Source organism: Aquimarina ulvae (assembly GCF_053613295.3).
This window is the reverse complement of record NZ_JBSIBP030000016.1, coordinates 24,342-43,288: the sequence shown is the minus strand read 5'-3', so window position 1 is coordinate 43,288 and position 18,947 is coordinate 24,342. Positions and strand designations below refer to the sequence as shown.

At 34.3% G+C, this 18,947-nt stretch carries 17 protein-coding genes; 12 read left to right on the top strand and 5 right to left on the bottom strand.

Going from position 1 to position 18,947, the window contains the following annotated elements; translation table 11 throughout:
- Positions 1-25: 25 nt before the first annotated feature.
- Entirely contained in the window at positions 26-1,711 is a 1,686-nt protein-coding gene (gene asnB / locus ACWGOQ_RS22300) for an asparagine synthase B (protein ID WP_452059955.1), read from the bottom strand.
- Positions 1,712-1,969: 258 nt separating this feature from the next.
- Between asnB and ACWGOQ_RS22295 the strand changes: the two genes are divergently transcribed.
- Positions 1,970-2,503, top strand: coding sequence for a DUF2911 domain-containing protein (locus ACWGOQ_RS22295; RefSeq protein WP_452059954.1), 534 nt, complete (start codon positions 1,970-1,972; stop codon positions 2,501-2,503).
- A 1,446-nt stretch (positions 2,504-3,949) separates the two neighbouring features.
- On the opposite strand, the gene ACWGOQ_RS22290 is transcribed toward ACWGOQ_RS22295, so the two are convergent.
- Both ACWGOQ_RS22290 and ACWGOQ_RS22285 read right to left on the bottom strand, forming a co-directional pair.
- Positions 3,950-4,579: a 7-carboxy-7-deazaguanine synthase QueE gene (locus tag ACWGOQ_RS22290; protein ID WP_452059953.1), complete on the bottom strand. Its 630-nt coding sequence runs from the start codon at positions 4,577-4,579 to the stop codon at positions 3,950-3,952.
- A 123-nt stretch (positions 4,580-4,702) separates the two neighbouring features.
- Positions 4,703-5,155, bottom strand: a complete 453-nt coding sequence (locus tag ACWGOQ_RS22285; RefSeq protein ID WP_452059952.1) for a RidA family protein — start codon at positions 5,153-5,155, stop codon at positions 4,703-4,705.
- Between the two features lie 156 nt (positions 5,156-5,311).
- Here ACWGOQ_RS22285 and ACWGOQ_RS22280 point away from each other — a divergent pair, with 156 nt between their 5' ends.
- The 8 genes from ACWGOQ_RS22280 to ACWGOQ_RS22245 all read left to right on the top strand — a co-directional run bounded on the left by ACWGOQ_RS22280 (position 5,312) and on the right by ACWGOQ_RS22245 (position 12,542).
- Positions 5,312-6,847: a helicase HerA-like domain-containing protein gene (locus tag ACWGOQ_RS22280; RefSeq protein ID WP_452059951.1), complete on the top strand. Its 1,536-nt coding sequence runs from the start codon at positions 5,312-5,314 to the stop codon at positions 6,845-6,847.
- A 44-nt stretch (positions 6,848-6,891) separates the two neighbouring features.
- On the top strand, positions 6,892-7,458 hold the full coding sequence (locus tag ACWGOQ_RS22275) for a hypothetical protein (protein ID WP_452059950.1): 567 nt from the start codon (positions 6,892-6,894) through the stop codon (positions 7,456-7,458).
- A 17-nt stretch (positions 7,459-7,475) separates the two neighbouring features.
- A complete protein-coding gene (locus tag ACWGOQ_RS22270) occupies positions 7,476-7,844 on the top strand; it encodes a cupin domain-containing protein (RefSeq protein ID WP_452059949.1) in 369 nt (122 codons plus the stop codon).
- On the top strand, positions 7,841-8,680 hold the full coding sequence (locus ACWGOQ_RS22265; RefSeq protein ID WP_452059948.1) for an alpha/beta hydrolase: 840 nt from the start codon (positions 7,841-7,843) through the stop codon (positions 8,678-8,680). Before ACWGOQ_RS22270 ends, ACWGOQ_RS22265 begins: the two co-directional genes overlap by 4 nt.
- 22 nt (positions 8,681-8,702) lie before the next feature.
- Positions 8,703-9,569: a 23S rRNA pseudouridine(2604) synthase RluF gene (gene rluF, locus ACWGOQ_RS22260; RefSeq protein ID WP_452059947.1), complete on the top strand. Its 867-nt coding sequence runs from the start codon at positions 8,703-8,705 to the stop codon at positions 9,567-9,569.
- A gap of 49 nt (positions 9,570-9,618) precedes the next feature.
- Complete coding sequence (locus tag ACWGOQ_RS22255) at positions 9,619-10,044, top strand: VOC family protein (RefSeq protein WP_452059946.1); 426 nt, start codon at positions 9,619-9,621, stop codon at positions 10,042-10,044.
- A 154-nt stretch (positions 10,045-10,198) separates the two neighbouring features.
- On the top strand, positions 10,199-11,137 hold the full coding sequence (locus ACWGOQ_RS22250; RefSeq protein ID WP_452059945.1) for a sterol desaturase family protein: 939 nt from the start codon (positions 10,199-10,201) through the stop codon (positions 11,135-11,137).
- 28 nt (positions 11,138-11,165) lie between these two features.
- Positions 11,166-12,542: an aldehyde dehydrogenase gene (locus ACWGOQ_RS22245; RefSeq protein ID WP_452059944.1), complete on the top strand. Its 1,377-nt coding sequence runs from the start codon at positions 11,166-11,168 to the stop codon at positions 12,540-12,542.
- Here the strand turns inward: ACWGOQ_RS22245 and ACWGOQ_RS22240 are convergent.
- Positions 12,520-13,893: an FAD-dependent oxidoreductase gene (locus tag ACWGOQ_RS22240; protein ID WP_452059943.1), complete on the bottom strand. Its 1,374-nt coding sequence runs from the start codon at positions 13,891-13,893 to the stop codon at positions 12,520-12,522. The two genes, ACWGOQ_RS22245 and ACWGOQ_RS22240, sit on opposite strands and share 23 nt — an antisense overlap.
- A gap of 151 nt (positions 13,894-14,044) precedes the next feature.
- Positions 14,045-14,848, bottom strand: coding sequence for a methyltransferase domain-containing protein (locus tag ACWGOQ_RS22235; RefSeq protein ID WP_452059942.1), 804 nt, complete (start codon positions 14,846-14,848; stop codon positions 14,045-14,047).
- Between the two features lie 185 nt (positions 14,849-15,033).
- Between ACWGOQ_RS22235 and ACWGOQ_RS22230 the strand changes: the two genes are divergently transcribed.
- Genes ACWGOQ_RS22230 through ACWGOQ_RS22220 form a run of 3 tightly spaced genes read left to right on the top strand, consistent with a single transcriptional unit; the run spans position 15,034 to position 18,947 of the window.
- Complete coding sequence (locus ACWGOQ_RS22230) at positions 15,034-16,425, top strand: ATP-binding protein (protein ID WP_452059941.1); 1,392 nt, start codon at positions 15,034-15,036, stop codon at positions 16,423-16,425.
- 4 nt (positions 16,426-16,429) lie between these two features.
- Complete coding sequence (locus ACWGOQ_RS22225; protein WP_452059940.1) at positions 16,430-17,266, top strand: aldo/keto reductase; 837 nt, start codon at positions 16,430-16,432, stop codon at positions 17,264-17,266.
- A 16-nt stretch (positions 17,267-17,282) separates the two neighbouring features.
- Complete coding sequence (locus ACWGOQ_RS22220) at positions 17,283-18,947, top strand: FAD-dependent oxidoreductase (RefSeq protein WP_452059939.1); 1,665 nt, start codon at positions 17,283-17,285, stop codon at positions 18,945-18,947.

Genomic DNA, 18,947 nt, shown 5'->3' with positions numbered 1-18,947 from the left:
TGAAACTTTTAAATTCTTTGATATTCTATTGTACTATTTCATTTAGTAAATATGCATCATCATGGACATTGGCAACTGCCCGTCCACTTGGATCGTTCATGTTTTTGAAAGCCTCGTCCCATTCTAATGCTATTTTTGTACTACAAGCCACCGAAGGCTCTTGTGGCACACTTAAAGCAGCAGCATCACTAGGGAAATGTCCTTCGAATATAGATCTGTAATAAAACTCTTCTTTGTTTTGTGGTGTTTGTATTGGGAATCTAAAATGTGCATTTGCCATTTGGTCATCCGTCACCTCTGTCTCTACAACTCTTTTAAGTGTGTCTATCCAGCTATACCCAACACCATCTGAAAACTGTTCTTTTTGCCTCCAAACTACACTTTCTGGCAAGTAAGACTCAAAAGCTTTTCGAATTACCCACTTCTCCATTCTCTCTCCATTTATCATCTTATCCTGTGGGTTGATACGCATTGCTACATCCATAAACTCTTTATCAAGAAAAGGCACTCTTCCTTCAATTCCCCAAGCTGCTAATGACTTGTTAGCCCGAAGACAATCATACATATGTAACTTATCTAACTTACGTACTGTTTCTTCATGAAACTCTTGCGCATTTGGTGCTTTATGGAAATACAGGTATCCTCCAAATATCTCATCTGCTCCTTCTCCAGAAAGCACCATTTTTACTCCCATAGATTTAATAACTCTTGCCATTAAATACATAGGTGTGGAAGCCCTAATGGTAGTTATATCATATGTCTCTAAATTGTATACAACATCTTTTATCGCATCCAAACCTTCTTGTATAGTAAACTTAATCTCATGATGTATTGTACCTATGTGGTCTGCTACTTTTTGTGCTGCAGCTAAATCAGGCGAACCTTCTAAACCGACAGAAAAGGAATGTAATTGAGGCCACCAAGCTTCTTTTGTATCTCCGGATTCTATTCTTTTCTCTGAGTATTTTTTTGCTATCGCAGAAGTCACTGATGAATCTAAACCCCCAGACAGTAATACACCGTACGGAACATCAGACATTAGTTGTCTGTGTACCGCATCTTCTAATGCCTGACGCACTTCATCAATACTTGTTTGATTGTTTTTTACTGCATCAAAATCTGACCAATCTCTAACGTACCATCGTGTTAACTCACCTTTCTTACTATCTAAATAATGTCCTGGGGGAAACAATTCTATTTTAGAACAAACACCTTCTAAGGCCTTTAATTCTGAAGCCACATAAAAGGTTCCATTCTGATCCCAACCCATATATAAAGGAATAATCCCCATATGATCTCTTGCAATTAGATATACATCTTTTTCCACATCATATAACGCAAAAGCAAAAATTCCATTAAGATCATCTAAAAAATCTGCTCCTCTTTCCTGATATAAAGCCAAGATAACTTCACAATCCGATTCTGTTTGAAAATTATAAGTACCTTCAAACTGTTTACGGATTTCAGCATGGTTATAAATTTCGCCATTAGCAGCTAACACCAATTTTTTATCTTCGCTTAACAAAGGCTGTTTTCCTGATACGGGATCCACAATAGCTAATCGTTCGTGAGCTAAAATTGCTTTTTCATCTGAATAAATCCCACTCCAATCCGGACCTCTATGTCTAAGTTTTTTTGACATTTCTAGTAACTGTGGTCTTAAGACCTCTGCTTTTTCTTTTAATTCAAAAGCGCAAACTATTCCACACATATTCTTCTTTTTCTATTAATTGAGAAGTCAAAGATGGTATTATGATTACATTATTTAAACATTAAACCTATTATTGATTACAATAAAAAACAATAACCACATATTTTCTTACTGAATTAAATTTTTTATATTAAAAAATTACATGAAAGTATCAAGTTGTCATATAAGCCTTTTAACAGAATTTAATGAGAGGATTAACATTTCCCATGTATGTTCCTACATATCTTTACGACAATTAAAAAAATAAAATCACGAATTATGAAAAAATCACTCTTCTTTGCTGTTGTTATGTTTTTAGGAACAATCAGCACTATTAATGCTCAAAAATTTGCAGGACTACAAAAAAGTCCAACCGATATTTCTTATGCAAGAACAGATAGAAACGCAAAACCGGATATTAAGGTAATCTATAGCAGACCACAGAAAAAAGGAAGAACGATGCTTGGAGATAAAGTAGCTTATGGTAAAGTTTGGAGAACTGGAGCCGATGAAGCTACAGAAATTAAACTTTTTAAGGACATGAAATTAGGTGATCAAAGTGTAAAAGCTGGAACATACTCTTTATTTACAATACCTGGTGAAAAAGAATGGACTATAATACTAAGTTCTGATCTTGATGTTTGGGGAGCTTATTCGTATAATGAAAAAAATGATGTAGCAAAAATAAAAGTACCAGCAGAAAAAGGAGATGAATTAGAAGCATTCTCTATTGCTTTCAAAAAAGTAGACAAAGGCTATCATATGGTATTAGGATGGGAGACTACCAGAGTAGAAGTCCCTTTTTATATGTAGAAGGGAATGTCATAAAATAAAAAGCGATGTTATTTAAATAACATCGCTTTTTATTTTATTTTCTTCAAATTTACCTTTTAACCGAAAGGTATAAGTAATTATCTCACTGAAACAATTACTATCTATGGATAGCGTGACTTGACGCTCCCGGAAGTTCTTTAAGAAAGTCCATGACAATCCTAAAAGTTAATCTGAATTTAGTGTAAAATAGCCCCATAATATTTCCAATTTATTTATTCCTAAGATAATACCTAAAAGTCTACTAATCAACAGTTTTAACAAAAAATGTAAGAACTTTTAGATATAAAGTAAAATTTATCGATCAACTACTTGAATTTAATTTATACTAGTAAAATACATTCCTACATATCCTATTGAATTACAAAGAAAATGTATCAGATTATTAATCCATTTCCTACAGTTATAAATAGTCGCATTTATTACCCAATGTAAAATTGTATTACCTATGGATTGCATTACTACAAGCAGAAGGCAATGTTCTTAGAAAACTTTTCAATCCTTTTATGTCAATTGTAATTATACCGTAAAAAAACTTCATAATAGTTTGATTTTTAATTTGTTATGCAAATATAAACCTCAAACTGTATTATGTAAAAATTTTAACATGAAGAAAATTAAATTTTAGACATAAAACCATTTACTACCGTTAAAAGATCAAAAAAACTTCATTAACATTACAACACCCAAGAATTAACTTACAAAAAAAAACTGTTTTTCAGGGGCTTATCCCCCTTATTTTGTGGATGCGTAAACTCTTGACCATTTGATGGAGGTCAATGAATCGATTTTTCCGTTTAAAAATTTCCTAATAAACTATAATATTATAAAAACCAACTACTTACAATTTTCAATTTCGATACATGTAGCTGTTTTATTAACTCTAAGTAATTTGTAAAAAGTATGTACCGGTTTCGTCTAGTACACTGACATAAACTATCTATAGTTGTTATCTTTTAAATAACAAAAGCGTCTTAAATAAGTAAAAGACTACAGACAGATGTAATCTTTTACTTATAATTTAAATCAAAAATGTGAGATGTTATGTTATCTACGCATTGCGTATCGCGATGCACCAGGAAGATCTTTCATAAAGTTCATCAAAACTTTAAAATTAAGACCAAAAATAGAGTATAAGTTTTTCATAAAATATTGTTTTTAAATTACTTATATAAAATTAACAACTACTATCAGTAAAATCAAAAAAACAACAAACTATCATCTAATTATTAGTTAAAATTATTATTTTATAAGTCAAAAAACATGAGTTAAGGCGATTATATTTTGAGAATAGAAAGTTTTTTCTTACGAAATTACATTTTCACAAAGGGGAATATTCTTATATATTTACGGGTAAACCTCAAATTTATATATCAAAATATCTTAATCTTCCAAAAAACGTCAAAAACCGTAACTCAGATATGTTATTTATGGAATATTCAGGTACTTATGTGTTTGTAATGACACTTTCCACTTAGGGTTCTCCATTACGTAGTCTACTATTAGAGGAACTACTTTATCTCTCACACTCCACTCTGGTTGTAAATATAGTACACAATTTTTTGAAACCTGAGCGGCCTGTTGCTCTGCAAAATCGAAATCACTTTTGTTATAGACAATACATTTTAATTCGTGGGCTTTACTATAAATTTCTTTCTTCGGAAGTTTTATTTTTTTGGGTGAAAGGCAAATCCAATCCCATTGCCCTGTAAGCGGATAAGCTCCAGAAGTCTCTATATGAGTTTTAGCACCCTGACTTTTTAATCCTTCGGTAAGTGCTGTCATATCCCAGGTTAGTGGTTCTCCTCCTGTCACAACGACAACATCACTATACTTTATGGCATTTTTAATAATAATATCTGTGGCTGTTGGCGGGTGTATATCTGCATTCCAGCTTTCTTTAACATCACACCAGTGACACCCTACATCACATCCCCCGATTCTAATAAAATAAGCCGCAGTACCTTTGTGATACCCTTCTCCTTGTATGGTATAAAACTCCTCCATAAGCGGAAGCAACTTACCTTCATTCACTAATCTTTCTGTACTTTCTTGCATAAGGCTGCAAAGGTAGATAATTAATTACGAATGATACATTACGAAATACAAATCTTAAGGTATGATGAATCGCTCTGAAGTTTCTCTAAACAATTTTCTTTTTGGCAAAATCTCAATTACATCTTATTCAGATTTTACAGCGACACACTCTATTTCAATTTTTGCTCCTACTGCTAAACCTTTGGCTGCAAAGGTAGTTCTTGCTGGCTTTTGAGGAAAGTAAGTCTTATACACTTCGTTAAACGAAGAAAACTCATTAATATCTGCTAATATAACGGTGCATTTTACCACATTATTCAGATCCATATCGTGCTGTTGCAATACCGCCTTAATATTCTCTATTGCCTGCGCTGTCTCTTTTTTTATTCCACCAGTCATCAAAGTACGACTCTTATGGTCCATTCCAATCTGACCAGAAAGAAAATATAAATCCCCTACCTGAACCATATCAGAAAATGGAGCATTTGCCTTTTTAAGCTCATGAGTTTTGTGAAAAATAACCGACGTACTTGATTCGGAGGTGTTCGAACAGCCCAGTAATAAAAAGGTTACTAGAATAAATAAAAAAAATTTCATTATAATAAAGAATTACGATGTTTGATTTATAAAAGTAAACTATATTTTGTAGATCATCTTATTGACTTAAAAATTATAAATTTACCATAAAACAAAATCACATTCATTTCGATAGAATAGGTAAGATTGCTATTTTTATCAAAATTTACATGAACTATGAGTAGTAATCAGGAATTCTTTGATCATATACATAAAGGATATACGACCAAGGGTGATTTTCTTACCTTGGGGGCGGCAATGCATAATGGAGAAACAGTTACAAATGCACACGTAAAGATTCCATTAAAAACATTAAATAGACACGGTCTTATCGCTGGTGCCACTGGAACAGGTAAAACCAAAACACTGCAAATTCTGGCAGAAAACCTAAGCGATCAAGGAATACCAGTACTTCTTATGGATATTAAAGGAGATCTTAGTGGCTTAGCAGCTGCAAGTCCAGGTCATCCTAAGATTGATGAAAGACATGAGAAAATAGGCATCCCTTTTGAGGCGAAAGAGTTTCCTGTAGAAATTCTTTCTTTATCAGAACAGGATGGAGTTCGGCTTAAAGCAACTGTAAGTGAGTTTGGCCCGGTTTTATTTTCCAGAATACTAGATGTAACAGAGACACAAGCCGGTATCATTGCTATTATTTTCAAATACTGTGATGACAATAAACTTCCTTTATTAGACTTAAAAGATCTCAAAAAGGTATTACAGTTTGCCACTCGAGAAGGGAAAGAAGAATTAGAGAAGGATTATGGTAGGATTTCTACCGCTTCTACAGGTGCTATTCTACGCAAAATAGTAGCGCTGGAACAGCAAGATGCTGATTTATTTTTTGGAGAAAGATCGTTTGATGTTCAGGATTTATGCAGAGTAGATGATGATGGAAGAGGATTTATAAACATCATACGATTAACGGATATTCAGGACAAACCAAAATTATTTTCTACCTTTATGCTTAGTCTACTTGCGGAGGTTTATAGTACATTTCCTGAGCAAGGAGATAGTGGGAGGCCCGAATTGATTATTTTCTTAGACGAAGCTCATTTGATCTTTAAACAAGCATCCAATGCACTAATGGATCAAATAGAAAGTATTGTAAAACTTATACGTTCTAAAGGTGTTGGATTGTATTTTGTAACTCAAAACCCTACTGATGTACCTGATGGTGTACTTGGCCAATTAGGCTTAAAAGTTCAACACGCACTCCGTGCTTTTACTGCAAAAGATCGAAAAGCAATAAAACTTACAGCAGAAAATTATCCAATTTCTGAGTACTATGATACTAAAGAAGTATTAACATCGTTAGGAATTGGAGAAGCTTTAGTATCTGCTCTCGACGAAAAAGGTAGACCTACCCCACTAGCAGCAACCATGTTAAGAGCACCAATGAGCAGAATGGATATTCTTTCGGATAATGAATTAAATAATTTGTTAAAGAAATCTACACTTTCAAAAAAGTATAATGAAGATATTGACAGAGAAAGTGCCTATGAAATCCTAAACGAAAAAATTGAAAAAGCTGAGGCTCAAGAAGCCAAAGCAGCTGCAAAAAAGGAACGAGAACGATTGAATCGAAAATCTTCAAGTTCCCGTTCCGGAAGTAGAAAATCCAGCACTACAGAAAAAGCTATTGTAAAGGTACTCACAAGCGCTACTTTTATCAGGGGTGCATTAGGAGTGCTGAATAAATTATTGCGCTAAACACAAAATAAATATTTGTTTAACCTTTGGATAATTAACCAATTATGTTTAAAAAAATTAGCTCTATTTTAATTGTTTGCTTGAGTATAGTAAGTTGTCAAAAAGATAAAAAACAAGACCCCTTCGAAATTTCTTACAACAGAATAGGAAACTTGACCAATACAACAAAAGTAAACCAATTAGACTCAATTTATGCAAATGATTCGATTGTAAAACTTTCTAAAACAGATCAATTCGTAAATGTCTCTAATGCTATTGAAATCTATGAAAAAGGTGGTTCGAAATTATTAACGCTAGAGCCTAAAGAGGAAAATAATCCAACATCTCTGATCGAAAGCGTTCAGATCATAGACCCCAGATTTAAAACCCTCTCCGGATTATCAGTTGATGGGGTTTTCAAAGATGTTAAAGACAACTACTCTATCTCCAAAATTAATAATATGTTAAGCACTGCCGTAATATTTGTGGACAGCATACAGGCCTCTATAACAATTGACAAAAAAGAGTTGCCAAGTGAACTAAAATTTAATACGGATAAAAAAATTGAAGCTTCACAAATACCTGATTCCGCAAAAATTAAATATTTGATAATTAACTGGAATGATAATTAAATTGTGAATGTAGTCTTATGCGTAAAAAATATCAAATTCAGAAATCACCCTTTGTGGTACCCACAACAGACGGAAAATTAATAAAAGAACATTTCGGAAAAGCTACAAATGGTAATACTGCAATTAGTATCGCCCATATGATCGCACCACCAGGTTGGAGTGAGCCCTTTCAAACCCCAGAATTTGATGAATATACCTTTATAATCAGAGGAAAAAAACAATTTATTATCGATGAAGAAAAAGTAGTTTTAGAATCAGGGCAATCTATTAAAATCGAAAAACACACAAGAATACAGTATGCTAACCCCTTTGAAGAAGAATGCGAGTACTTAGCCATATGCCTTCCTGCTTTTTCGATCGATACTGTACACAGAGAAGAACTATGAAAGAGACTTTAACAAAGTACCTTCCAATACTTATCGGAAAACGACTTACGTTGCTGTTTTTTTTTCATAAAAAAAAGGCATTACATAAAGCTTTTATCTTGTTCTCTACACCACTCAAAGGGCGTGTGCTTCTGGATCAGGAATATTTTCTGGAAGAGGCAGAAGATGAAGTAGTGACTGTAAATGAAAGCTATCTGCAAACATATCGCTGGGCTAATATGGGAGAAACGGTTTTGATGGTTCATGGATGGGAAAGTAATAGTCATCGATGGAAAACATTTATAGAGAAATTACATCAACAAAATTATAATGTCATTGCATTTGACGCCCCTGCTCATGGTAATTCATCCGGAAAAACATTTAACGTACCTTTGTATACAGAATGTCTTCAAAAAATGGTAGAACTCTACAGACCCAATTACATTGTAGGTCATTCTGTAGGCGGTATGACAACTATATTTCATCAATTTAAGTTTCCCAACCCCGAAATACAAAAATTAGTCGTCCTTGCACCACCTACCGAATTATCAGTAATTATGAAGGATTACCAAAATACCCTAAAACTATCTAATAAATTCATGAGCGCCTTAAGCCAATACTTTAAGGACACATTTGGTTTTCATTTTGAAGAATTTTCTGTAGCCGAATTCGCAAAAAATCTAACACATCAGGGGCTATTAATTCATGATAAGTATGATGATATCGCTCCCTTTTCGGGAGCTGAGAAAATTCATAAAAACTGGTCTAAGGCTAAATTTATAGCCACTGAAAATTTTGGACATTCCTTATTTTTTGATGAAGTCGATGATATGATCATTCATTTTTTGAAAGAATAAATTTTATGATCACCTTTGTATTGTGGAAAAATCTAATCTTACAAGACTCAATAAATTCCTTAGCGAAGTAGGATACTGCTCTCGCCGTGAAGCAGATAAATTAATTGACCAAGGTCGGGTAACTTTAAATAGCAAAGTACCTGAAATGGGTACAAAAGTAGCCCCTGGAGATGAAGTACGTGTTGATGGCGAAGTAATTAGCAAGCCAAAAGAGAAACACGTATACCTTGCTTTTCACAAACCAGTAGGAGTTGTCTGTACTACCGCACAAAACGAAAAAGACAATATCATTGATTTTATCAATTACCCAAAACGTATTTTCCCTATTGGCCGATTGGATAAACCCAGTGAAGGCCTGATACTACTAACCAGCGATGGTGATATCGTTAATAAAATACTTAGAGCACGAAATAATCACGAAAAAGAATATATAGTTACGGTTAACAAACTTATTAGCTCTCAGTTTATAAAGAGAATGAGCAATGGTATACCTATTTTGGACACCGTAACCCGTAAATGCCAAGTAGAACAGATTAATAAATATGATTTTAGGATTGTACTTACCCAAGGTTTAAACAGACAAATCCGAAGAATGTGTGAATTTCTGGGATATGAAGTAATACGGTTAAAACGAATTCGTATTATGAATGTTGATTTGGATACGCCTGTGGGTGAATGGCGTTATTTAACAGAAAAAGAATTGCAAATTATTAATTCTGATGTAGGAGATTCGAGCAAAACTGAAGAAGCTTCCATAATTGAACATACATCCAAAAACCAAGAGAATACCACTAAACGTTCTTATTCTAAAAATCAAGTCAAGCGAGATTCCAAACATAAAAAAACTTCTCCGTCGAGAAAAAGAAAACGAAGCGACCGAAAGCGATAATATTTACTCTTACTTAACCTTTAATTCAATAAAAATATAACACCAAATTATGAACACACTATCCCCATTTCATTTGGCAATCCCGGTTGATAATTTGGATCTGGCCAGAGATTTTTACAATAATACATTAGCATTAGAAGAAGGTCGCAGCAGTGACCATTGGGTAGATTTTAATTTTTTTGGACATCAACTAGTAATTCATCATAAACCAACATCTGAAACACATGCCAGCCACCACAATAGTGTAGACGGAAAAGAAGTTCCTGTACCACATTTTGGTATCATTTTGGAATGGGATATCTGGCAGAAATTTGCAGATATGCTCTCCGAAAAAAAGATTCAATTTGTAATTGAGCCATATATTAGATTTGAAGGGGAAGTAGGAGAACAGGCTACTATGTTCTTTTATGATCCTTGCGGTAATGCTCTTGAATTTAAAGCTTTTAAAGATCCTACTCAGATATTTGCTAAATAAACTTTATCAAAAGCTATTACTTTTCAAAATTAGATCTGATTTAAATAAACAATCGTTAAAAACACCCTTTTTTTGATTTAAATAGATGAAATGTTAAAGTTATACTACAAATTCTTATTATATTCTGCCCCAATTAGACTACAACAAAAAAGGAATGGATTTTATTGAGCCCCTAAAATATGGTGTACCGTGTTTTTTAGCATTAATTTTAGTTGAATTAACCTACAGCAAGACTCACGATCACAAGGATTTATACAATTGGAAAGACTTAAGAGCAAGTCTCACGATGGGAGTAGGATCAGCGATCTTAGGACCTCTGATTAAAACGATTTTTTCTATTATTCTTTTCCATTTTGTTTATAATCTTTTTAACCCTGAAATAGATGGTGTCAGAACTAATATTATGGGTTGGGAATCTTTTGGTTTCGCTTGGTATGTATGGATATTATGCCAACTCGGAGATGATTTTACCTATTATTGGTTTCATAGACAGAATCATATGGTTAGGGCATTATGGGCCGCACATATCGTACACCATTCTTCTGACAATTTCAATTTAGGAACAGCCGTTCGTAATGGATGGTTTACCCTTTTATATAAGCCATTTTTTTATATGTGGTTGCCAGCTATTGGATTTGATCCTAATATGGTGATTGTTTGTTTAGGAATTGAAGCCTTATGGCAATTTCAATTACATTCGCAATACATTCCTAAAATGGGTTTTATAGAAAAGATTTTCAATACACATACGATGCATCAGGTTCATCATGCTAAGAATGTTGAGTATATGGACAAAAACCACGGAGGATTCTTAAACATCTTTGATAAGATATTCGGGACCTGGAAAGAGCTTGACGAAGAAATTGAAGTACAATACGGTGTAACACATGCGCCTGATTCTTATAACCCTTGGGTTATTCTTACTCATGAGTATAAAGATATCTGGAACGATACCAAAAAATCAAAAAACTGGTATCATAAATTTATGTATATTTTCGGACCTCCGGGATGGAGCCACGATGGCAGTACCCTGACTGTAAAACAAATGCAAAAAGAACTTGAATTGAAAAAACGTATGAGCGCACAGGCGTAATTCGTTTTTTATATTTATATTTCTTGATATGAATTATCAGGAAATTATCCATAAGCAAAAAGCTTTTTTTGACACGAATGCGACTAAAGATATTTCGTTTAGAACGAAAGAGCTCAAACGCCTAAAAGACGTAATAAAAGAAAACGAGGAGCTACTTTATAAAGCTATTTATAGTGATTTTAAAAAATCCAACTACGAAACATACACTACAGAATTAGCCGTAATCTATCACGAGATTGATACTGCTTTGAGAAAAATAAAAAAGTGGGATAAAAGAAAACGCGTATCTACTGGGTTAGCAAATCTTCCTGGCAAGAGCTACAGCGTTCCAGAACCCTTGGGAACTGTTTTAGTCATCGGTGCTTGGAATTACCCTTACCAACTATCAATTGTTCCAGCAATTGCTGCAATTGTAGCCGGATGCACCGTAATCGTTAAACCTAGTGAGATCCCCTCGAACTCTTCGGTAATCATGGCCAAAATTATCAATGAAAATTTCAGTGAGGAGTTTTTTAGGGTGATTGAAGGTGGCGTAGAAGAAACTACAGAGTTATTAAAAGTAAAATTTGATAAAATATTCTTTACAGGAAGTATACCCGTAGGTAAAATTGTCTATCAAGCTGCTGCAAAACACTTAACTCCGGTTACCTTAGAATTGGGAGGCAAGAGTCCTGCCATCGTTACCGAGGATGTCAATATTGACATGACCGCAAAACGCCTGGTCTGGGCAAAATTTCTAAATGCAGGTCAAACATGTATAGCACCAGATTATGTTATGGTTGCATCTACGATACAGGAAGATTTTCTATCCGCTATCAAAAAGCATATTGAAAAAGCAGATTATAAAATAGAAAATCAGAATTATACTCAAATTATCAATCAAAAAAACTTCGAAAGGTTACAAAGTCTTATCGAAAAAGACAAAGTACACCTAGGAGGCAATTGCGATCCAGATAAAAGAATGATATCTCCTACAGTAATGACCAAAGTTTCTTTTGATGATACAGTAATGCAAGAAGAAATCTTTGGTCCCATTCTGCCTGTTCTATCTTTTGATGATATTGACCAGGCTATTGCAGCTATTAAAACATTGTCAAAACCCTTATCGTGTTATGTTTTCACAAAAAATAAAACCATAAAAAATAAAATTCTTCGTGAAATATCATTTGGTGGCGGGGCAATAAATGATGCTATCATGCATTTTATGGAACAGAATCTACCTTTTGGTGGTGTGGGTGATAGTGGTATTGGCAATTATCATGGCAAAGCTGGTTTTGATACCTTTTCTCATTACAAAAGTGTCCTTCAAAAAACGTTTTGGATAGAACTTAATCTTAAGTATTCTCCATATACAAAGTCAAAATTAAAATGGTTGAAAAGACTTATGGGATGCTACTTTTGGTAGTGATCTGATGCGCTTCTAAAAGATGCATCATATGCTTTTCCACCTCATCACTATCCCATTTTTCTTCAATATTCTCTATCTGCATTATTTCACTCATAATTTTTGCTTGCTGATCACCAATTTTCAGAGCTTCGGCATAAGGCCTATGAGTAAATGTTACTCGCGTATATAGAGGAATCCATTTATCAGGATATTTTTCAGAGAATCTTTTTTCAATTTTCTTTCTTAATAGAAAATTCGGATTAGCCGTTTTACTGCTCATTTCTACAAAATTACGATACGAAAGCTCTGCTATCGCATCTGTACTAGGCTTTCTTGTTTCCTGATACTTTTCAAAAATTTCTTGCCAGTTCTCGCCTTTATATTCTTCGATAATGTCATCAAGTATTGATATATCTTCAAAACCGGCGTTAATGCCTTGTCCATAAAACGGTACAATTGCGTGAGCAGAATCTCCAACCAACGCTACTTTATCCCAATACGTCCAGGGATAACATTTCATAGTCACCAATGCGCTGGTAGGATTGTTTTCAAAATCTCTGAGCAGTGTAGGCATCAGTGCTATAGTATCCTTAAAATGTTTCTTCCAAAAACCTAACAACTCATTTTCTTTAGCTAAGCTTTTAAAAGAATTTTCACCTTCATGTGGCATAAACAAAGTACAGGTAAAACTTCCGTCCAGATTTGGTAGCGCAATCAACATAAACTTACCTCTTGGCCATATATGAAGTGAATTCTTATCTAATTTGTGCGTACCATCATCATTAGCAGGAATACTAAGTTCCTTATATCCAGCATCCAGAAAATCCTGAGAATAATCAAACCTACTCCTTCTTTGCATTTTATGTCGGACTCTAGAGAAAGCACCGTCACACCCAAAAATCATATCGTATTGATATTCTTTCCATTCTCCTTTTTCCGTTTCTCCGGTATATATTTTAGCTTCTGGTAAATTGACATCCCATACCTTCTCATTAAATCTAAACACAGCCCCAGATACTTCTGCGAGGGTAATCATTTTACGATTTAATACACCTCTTGATATCGAATAAATCGCTTCTCCTTCTTTACCATAATATTGATAATACTCGGGTTGACCGTTTACATGCATCGCTCTTTTATCCATAGGTATTGCAAGTGTTCTGATTTCATCGCCAATCCCTATCCTATCTAAAGCTTTCCATCCACGAACAGACATGGCAAGATTAATAGAACGTCCACTAAACTCTACTTTTCTAATATCGGGTCTTCTATCGAAAACGGTAATATGATGACCTCGTTTTTTTAGATAGATTGCTAGTAGTGAACCTGCTAAGCCACTCCCTACAATAGCTATGTTTTTTGATTGCATATGTTTATTGTGATTCTGGTTTGTCAAAGTGCGAAAAGGAACTTATTTGTAAGATCCGAGTCTTAATGTCCTAGACAAACCAGCTCTATATATAAGAGCTTACACAAACATTAAAACCTTTAACAAATGTAAAAAAATTATCAAAGAATTGTTACTTAAAAGCTTTAATAGCGAATAGTAAGGGAAATAATTTATCAGAACTCTCGTACATTTCGTTTTTATTTTTTATCAAATTCGGGAAAATATCATACGGAGATTCATTATATTCTCGCAGATATTCAATAGTTAATCCTGCTTCAGATAGTGACGAAATTACTTCACCTAATCCATGATTCCAACCATATTCTTTGCTCATCATTGTAGAATTCACATCAGCATAAGTACCCTTGTATTCTTCATAAATTACATCTTTCTGATGGTACCCGTATGTAATTGTAGGAGTCCCTTTAAGATAATCAAACATCCAAACGATCGGGTGAAACTCTACTATATAAAAAGTTCCTCCGGTTTTTAACCTTTCTGCAATCATTTTACCCCAAGGTTTCAAATCAGGTAACCATCCAATTACACCATAGCTAGTGAATACAATATCAAATTGGTCTTTTATATAATTCGAAGTATCCAAAACATTGCAGCATACAAAGGTTGCATCTAACTGCAGTTCTCTATTTAGTTGTGCGGCTAGATTAATTCCTTTTTCAGAAAGGTCTACACCCGTACATTTAGCTCCCATCCTACTCCAACTTAATGTGTCCTGACCAAAGTGACACTGTAGGTGTAATAAAGATTTTCCTGCCACATCCCCTAAAGCTTCCATCTCAAACTTTTTTAAAGAATTTTGTCCTTTTTTAAAAGATTCTAAATCATAGAAATTACTTGATGCGTGAACCTCAACTTTCTGATCCCACGTCTCAGCGTTTGTTTGAAAATATTTTTGAAATTTACTAGACCTCATCTATACTATTTTATAGTGCTTAAATATAATAAAACATTATAAATCAAAATATATGAATCAAACGCAAGAATACCCTCATTTTGAAAAAAGTTCATATCTATTTAGACTAAATTTTATCAAAACCTTAAGACTTTAGTGCTTCACACGTATTGGAAAGAGGTTTTATATTACCTAATTTTAAGCTAATGAAATGGATCACACAAAACCTTCAGAAAATTCCAGATTTTATTCAAGTTCCAAATGACCAACTACAATGGCTACTTGATGAGTCTACTATAAAAGTTTTAAAACAAGGAGAATATCTTTTCCAGAAAGGTGATCCGATAGATCAACTTTTTATTATTCTGGAAGGAAAAATTGAAATCAAGATCGAACAAAATGGAAGTTACAAACATGTGGCTCTTTTAGATACAAATCAAATTGGTGGACTGCTTCCGTTTTCCAGAGCGAGTTCCGCACTTGGTTTCGGCGAGGTAATAGAACCTAGTAAAATTTTAATACTCGAAAAATCTTATTTTAAAGAAATGATTTCTAATCATTATGAACTTACCGAAAGCCTGGTTCATAAAATGACCACTAGAGTAAGAGAATTTACGAAGGATAACGTACAGGCAGAAAAGATGATGTCTCTAGGAAAATTATCTGCTGGATTAGCTCACGAATTAAACAATCCGGCTTCGGCAATAGTTCGTAGTGCCAAAGCACTAAAAAAACACTTAGCCAATGTTCCAGAAAAATTTAAAAGAGTAGTTTCTATTCGGGCTACAGATCAGGAAATAGATGTAATTAATAACATTCTATTTGATAAGTTAAATAACCCACCAGAAAACACCATGAAGTTAACAGAGCGTAACGAGAAAGAAGATGAATTAGAAGCGTGGTTAGAAGAGCACAATGTGGATAACGCATATGAATTTACCGAAACGTTGCTAGATTTTTGTATGGGTATCCCTGCAATGGAAGAAATTCGAGAAGCAACGGGTCAGAAAAATTTTCCTCATGCTATCGAATGGATCGAAAACGTTTTGACAACAGAGAAAATGGTTGATGAAATCAGTGAAGCATCAGACAGAATATCCAACTTGGTAAGCTCCATTAAAAGTTATACACACATGGATCGTGCTCCCGAAAAAACCGCTACCAATATCCATGTAGGTTTAAAAAGCACACTTACCATGCTTGCTCATAAATTAAAAAAGAAGAATATATCCTTGGAAAAGGATTTTGAAAAGCAGCTTCCTAAGGCTTACGTTTTTGTAAGTGAAATTAATCAGGTATGGACCAACCTGATTGATAATGCAATTGATGCTATGAGTCATTCTGGAATTTTGAAAATAAAGACTTCCGCGGATCAAAAATTCATAAAAGTAGCAATCATTGATAATGGAGAAGGGATTCCAGAAGAACAAATTGATGCTATTTTTGATCCCTTTTTTACTACAAAAGCAATTGGAGAAGGAACTGGTATGGGATTAGAGGTGGTTCAAAGAATTATTAATCAACATACTGGTAAAATTACAGTAAAGTCTAAAAAAGGAGAAACAATATTCACCGTATATTTACCTACAACATCATAAATCAATGAAAAAAATTACTGATATAAAAGGAACATTTACATTACATAATGGTGTGGAAATGCCATATTTTGGATTGGGAGTATACTTATCCAAAAATGGTCGAGAGGTGGTTGATGCTATCCAATGGGCACTGGATGCAGGATATCGCCATATAGACACCGCTAGCATATATAAAAACGAAGAGGGTGTCGGTAAGGCTATCCATCATAGCAGCATACCCAGAGAAGATATTTTTGTAGTTAGTAAAGTGTGGAATTCTGATCAGGGATATGAATCCACACTAAAAGCCTTTGACGAGAGTCTTCAAAGATTACAAATGGATTATTTGGATTTATATCTTATCCATTGGCCTGTAAAAGACACGTATATCGAAACCTGGAAGGCTCTGGAAAAACTGTATCGAGAAAAAAAAATAAGAGCGATTGGGGTTAGCAATTTTATGAAACACCATCTGGAAAATCTTATGAATAATTCGGAAATAAAACCGATGGTTAATCAAATGGAGTTTCACCCGTTTTTGGTTCAACAAGATTTAATCGATTTCTGCACTGCGAATAGCATCCAATATGAGGCTTGGTCTCCAATGATGCAAGGAAAGATTTTTGAGCTATCCATTCTGGATGATTTAGCAAAAAAGTATAATAAGACAGTAGCACAGATAGTGTTGAGATGGAATTTACAAAAAGGTGTAGTCACCATACCAAAATCATCAAAACAACATAGAATTATTGCCAATTCAGATTTATTTGACTTTGAGTTATCTAAAGAAGACGTCAATTATATAGATACTCTAGACAAAAATGAGAGAACAGGACCAGATCCTGATAATTTTAATTTTTAGTTAGTATTACATTAAAATGAAAAAACCTATCATATTTGCTCTAGATGATGACACACAGGTATTACGTGCTGTAACTCGGGATTTGAAATCCGAGTATCAAAAAGAGTATCGGATCATGAGCACAGAATCTGCAAAAGATGCCCTAGAAGCCTTAGAAGATCTAAAAAAGAAAAATGAAATTATCGCTTTATTCTTAGTGGATCAGAGAATGCCAGAGATGTTGGGGGTAGAATTTCTTAAAAAAGCAGTCACTTTTTTTCCTGAAGCAAAAAAAGTTTTACTCACTGCATACTCAGACACAGATGCAGCAATCAAAGCAATTAATGATGTACAGCTCGATTATTACCTTACAAAACCTTGGAATCCACCAGAAGAAAAACTGTATCCTACGTTGAATGATTTGTTAGGCACCTGGCAAATAACTTACCAGCCAGAATTTGACGGTATTCGAGTAATAGGCTATCAATATTCTCCAAAATCGCACGATATTAAAGATTTTTTATCTGGCAATTTATTCCCATTCCAATGGCTTGATGCTGAAACCAGCGAAAAAGCTAAAGAGATTATTGCGCTTCATGCGCTAACACCTACTGATCTACCAGTAATTTCGTTCCAAGACGGCAGTTGTTTTAAAAATCCTGATATTATCGAGTTGGCAACGGCACTTGGTTTAAATGCACATCCGCAAGACAATTTATACGACGTGGTCATTATCGGAGCTGGTCCAACAGGACTAGCTGCTGCTGTGTATGGGGGCTCTGAGGGTCTAAAAACTTTATTGATTGAAAAACACGCTCCCGGCGGTCAGGCAGGAACTAGTTCCAGAATAGAGAATTACCTTGGATTCCCGAACGGGTTAAGCGGTCAGGAATTAACCCATAGAGCGATTACCCAAGCCAAACGATTTGGAATAGAGTTCTTATCGCCACAAGAAGTTACCTCTATAACTGAAAAAGATGGATATAAGAGTATTTCACTCGGCAATGGTGAATGTATTAGTGCAAAAAGTGTAGTCATTACTACTGGTGTAAACTACAGAAAATTAGAGGCAGAAGGTATAGAAAATTATACAGGAGCAGGTATTTATTATGGTTCTTCGATGACCGAAGCACAAGCGTGTGCAAACAAAGAAGTATATATTGTAGGTGGAGGGAATTCTGCCGGGCAATCCGCAGTTTATCTCTCTAAGTTTGCAAAAAACGTGTATATCACAGTTCGTAAAAAAGATCTGACCAGTAGCATGTCTAGTTACCTTATTGATCAAATTGATGCCATTAAAAACATTACACTATTAGGCTACACTAATGTAACAAAAGCTATTGGGGAAAATGAAAGGCTTACTTCTTTAGAACTTACTGACAGTAATACTTCAGGTATTAAACAGGTGGATGCTGATGCTCTATTTATTTTTATAGGTGCAAAACCATATACAGATTGGATAGCCCTAGACATTATTAAAAACGAAAGAGGCTTTATTGAAACCGGCAGGGATCTGAATCGACATGAGAATTTTAAAAAGATTTGGAAAAAAGATCGTGAACCCTTTTTATTAGAAACCTGTAGTCCTGGTATCTTTGCATCTGGCGATGTTAGAGCTGGAGCAATGAATAGAGTAGCCTCTGCAGTAGGCGAAGGTGCTATGGCTATCAAATTTGTACATGAGTATTTAGCAGAAAACTGA

What these genes read in the sequence shown, in the direction of transcription:
- ACWGOQ_RS22290 (WP_452059953.1), bottom strand. Translation starts at nt 4,579, where the DNA reads ATGCAAGAAAGTACAGAAAGATTAGTGAATGAAGGTAAGTTGCTTCCG.
- ACWGOQ_RS22270 (WP_452059949.1), top strand. Translation starts at nt 7,476, where the DNA reads ATGCGTAAAAAATATCAAATTCAGAAATCACCCTTTGTGGTACCCACA.
- ACWGOQ_RS22225 (WP_452059940.1), top strand. Translation starts at nt 16,430, where the DNA reads ATGAAAAAAATTACTGATATAAAAGGAACATTTACATTACATAATGGT.
- ACWGOQ_RS22255 (WP_452059946.1), top strand. Translation starts at nt 9,619, where the DNA reads ATGAACACACTATCCCCATTTCATTTGGCAATCCCGGTTGATAATTTG.
- ACWGOQ_RS22230 (WP_452059941.1), top strand. Translation starts at nt 15,034, where the DNA reads ATGAAATGGATCACACAAAACCTTCAGAAAATTCCAGATTTTATTCAA.
- asnB (WP_452059955.1), bottom strand. Translation starts at nt 1,711, where the DNA reads ATGTGTGGAATAGTTTGCGCTTTTGAATTAAAAGAAAAAGCAGAGGTC.
- ACWGOQ_RS22295 (WP_452059954.1), top strand. Translation starts at nt 1,970, where the DNA reads ATGAAAAAATCACTCTTCTTTGCTGTTGTTATGTTTTTAGGAACAATC.
- ACWGOQ_RS22285 (WP_452059952.1), bottom strand. Translation starts at nt 5,155, where the DNA reads ATGAAATTTTTTTTATTTATTCTAGTAACCTTTTTATTACTGGGCTGT.
- ACWGOQ_RS22275 (WP_452059950.1), top strand. Translation starts at nt 6,892, where the DNA reads ATGTTTAAAAAAATTAGCTCTATTTTAATTGTTTGCTTGAGTATAGTA.
- ACWGOQ_RS22280 (WP_452059951.1), top strand. Translation starts at nt 5,312, where the DNA reads ATGAGTAGTAATCAGGAATTCTTTGATCATATACATAAAGGATATACG.
- ACWGOQ_RS22245 (WP_452059944.1), top strand. Translation starts at nt 11,166, where the DNA reads ATGAATTATCAGGAAATTATCCATAAGCAAAAAGCTTTTTTTGACACG.
- ACWGOQ_RS22235 (WP_452059942.1), bottom strand. Translation starts at nt 14,848, where the DNA reads ATGAGGTCTAGTAAATTTCAAAAATATTTTCAAACAAACGCTGAGACG.
- ACWGOQ_RS22220 (WP_452059939.1), top strand. Translation starts at nt 17,283, where the DNA reads ATGAAAAAACCTATCATATTTGCTCTAGATGATGACACACAGGTATTA.
- ACWGOQ_RS22250 (WP_452059945.1), top strand. Translation starts at nt 10,199, where the DNA reads ATGGATTTTATTGAGCCCCTAAAATATGGTGTACCGTGTTTTTTAGCA.
- ACWGOQ_RS22265 (WP_452059948.1), top strand. Translation starts at nt 7,841, where the DNA reads ATGAAAGAGACTTTAACAAAGTACCTTCCAATACTTATCGGAAAACGA.
- ACWGOQ_RS22240 (WP_452059943.1), bottom strand. Translation starts at nt 13,893, where the DNA reads ATGCAATCAAAAAACATAGCTATTGTAGGGAGTGGCTTAGCAGGTTCA.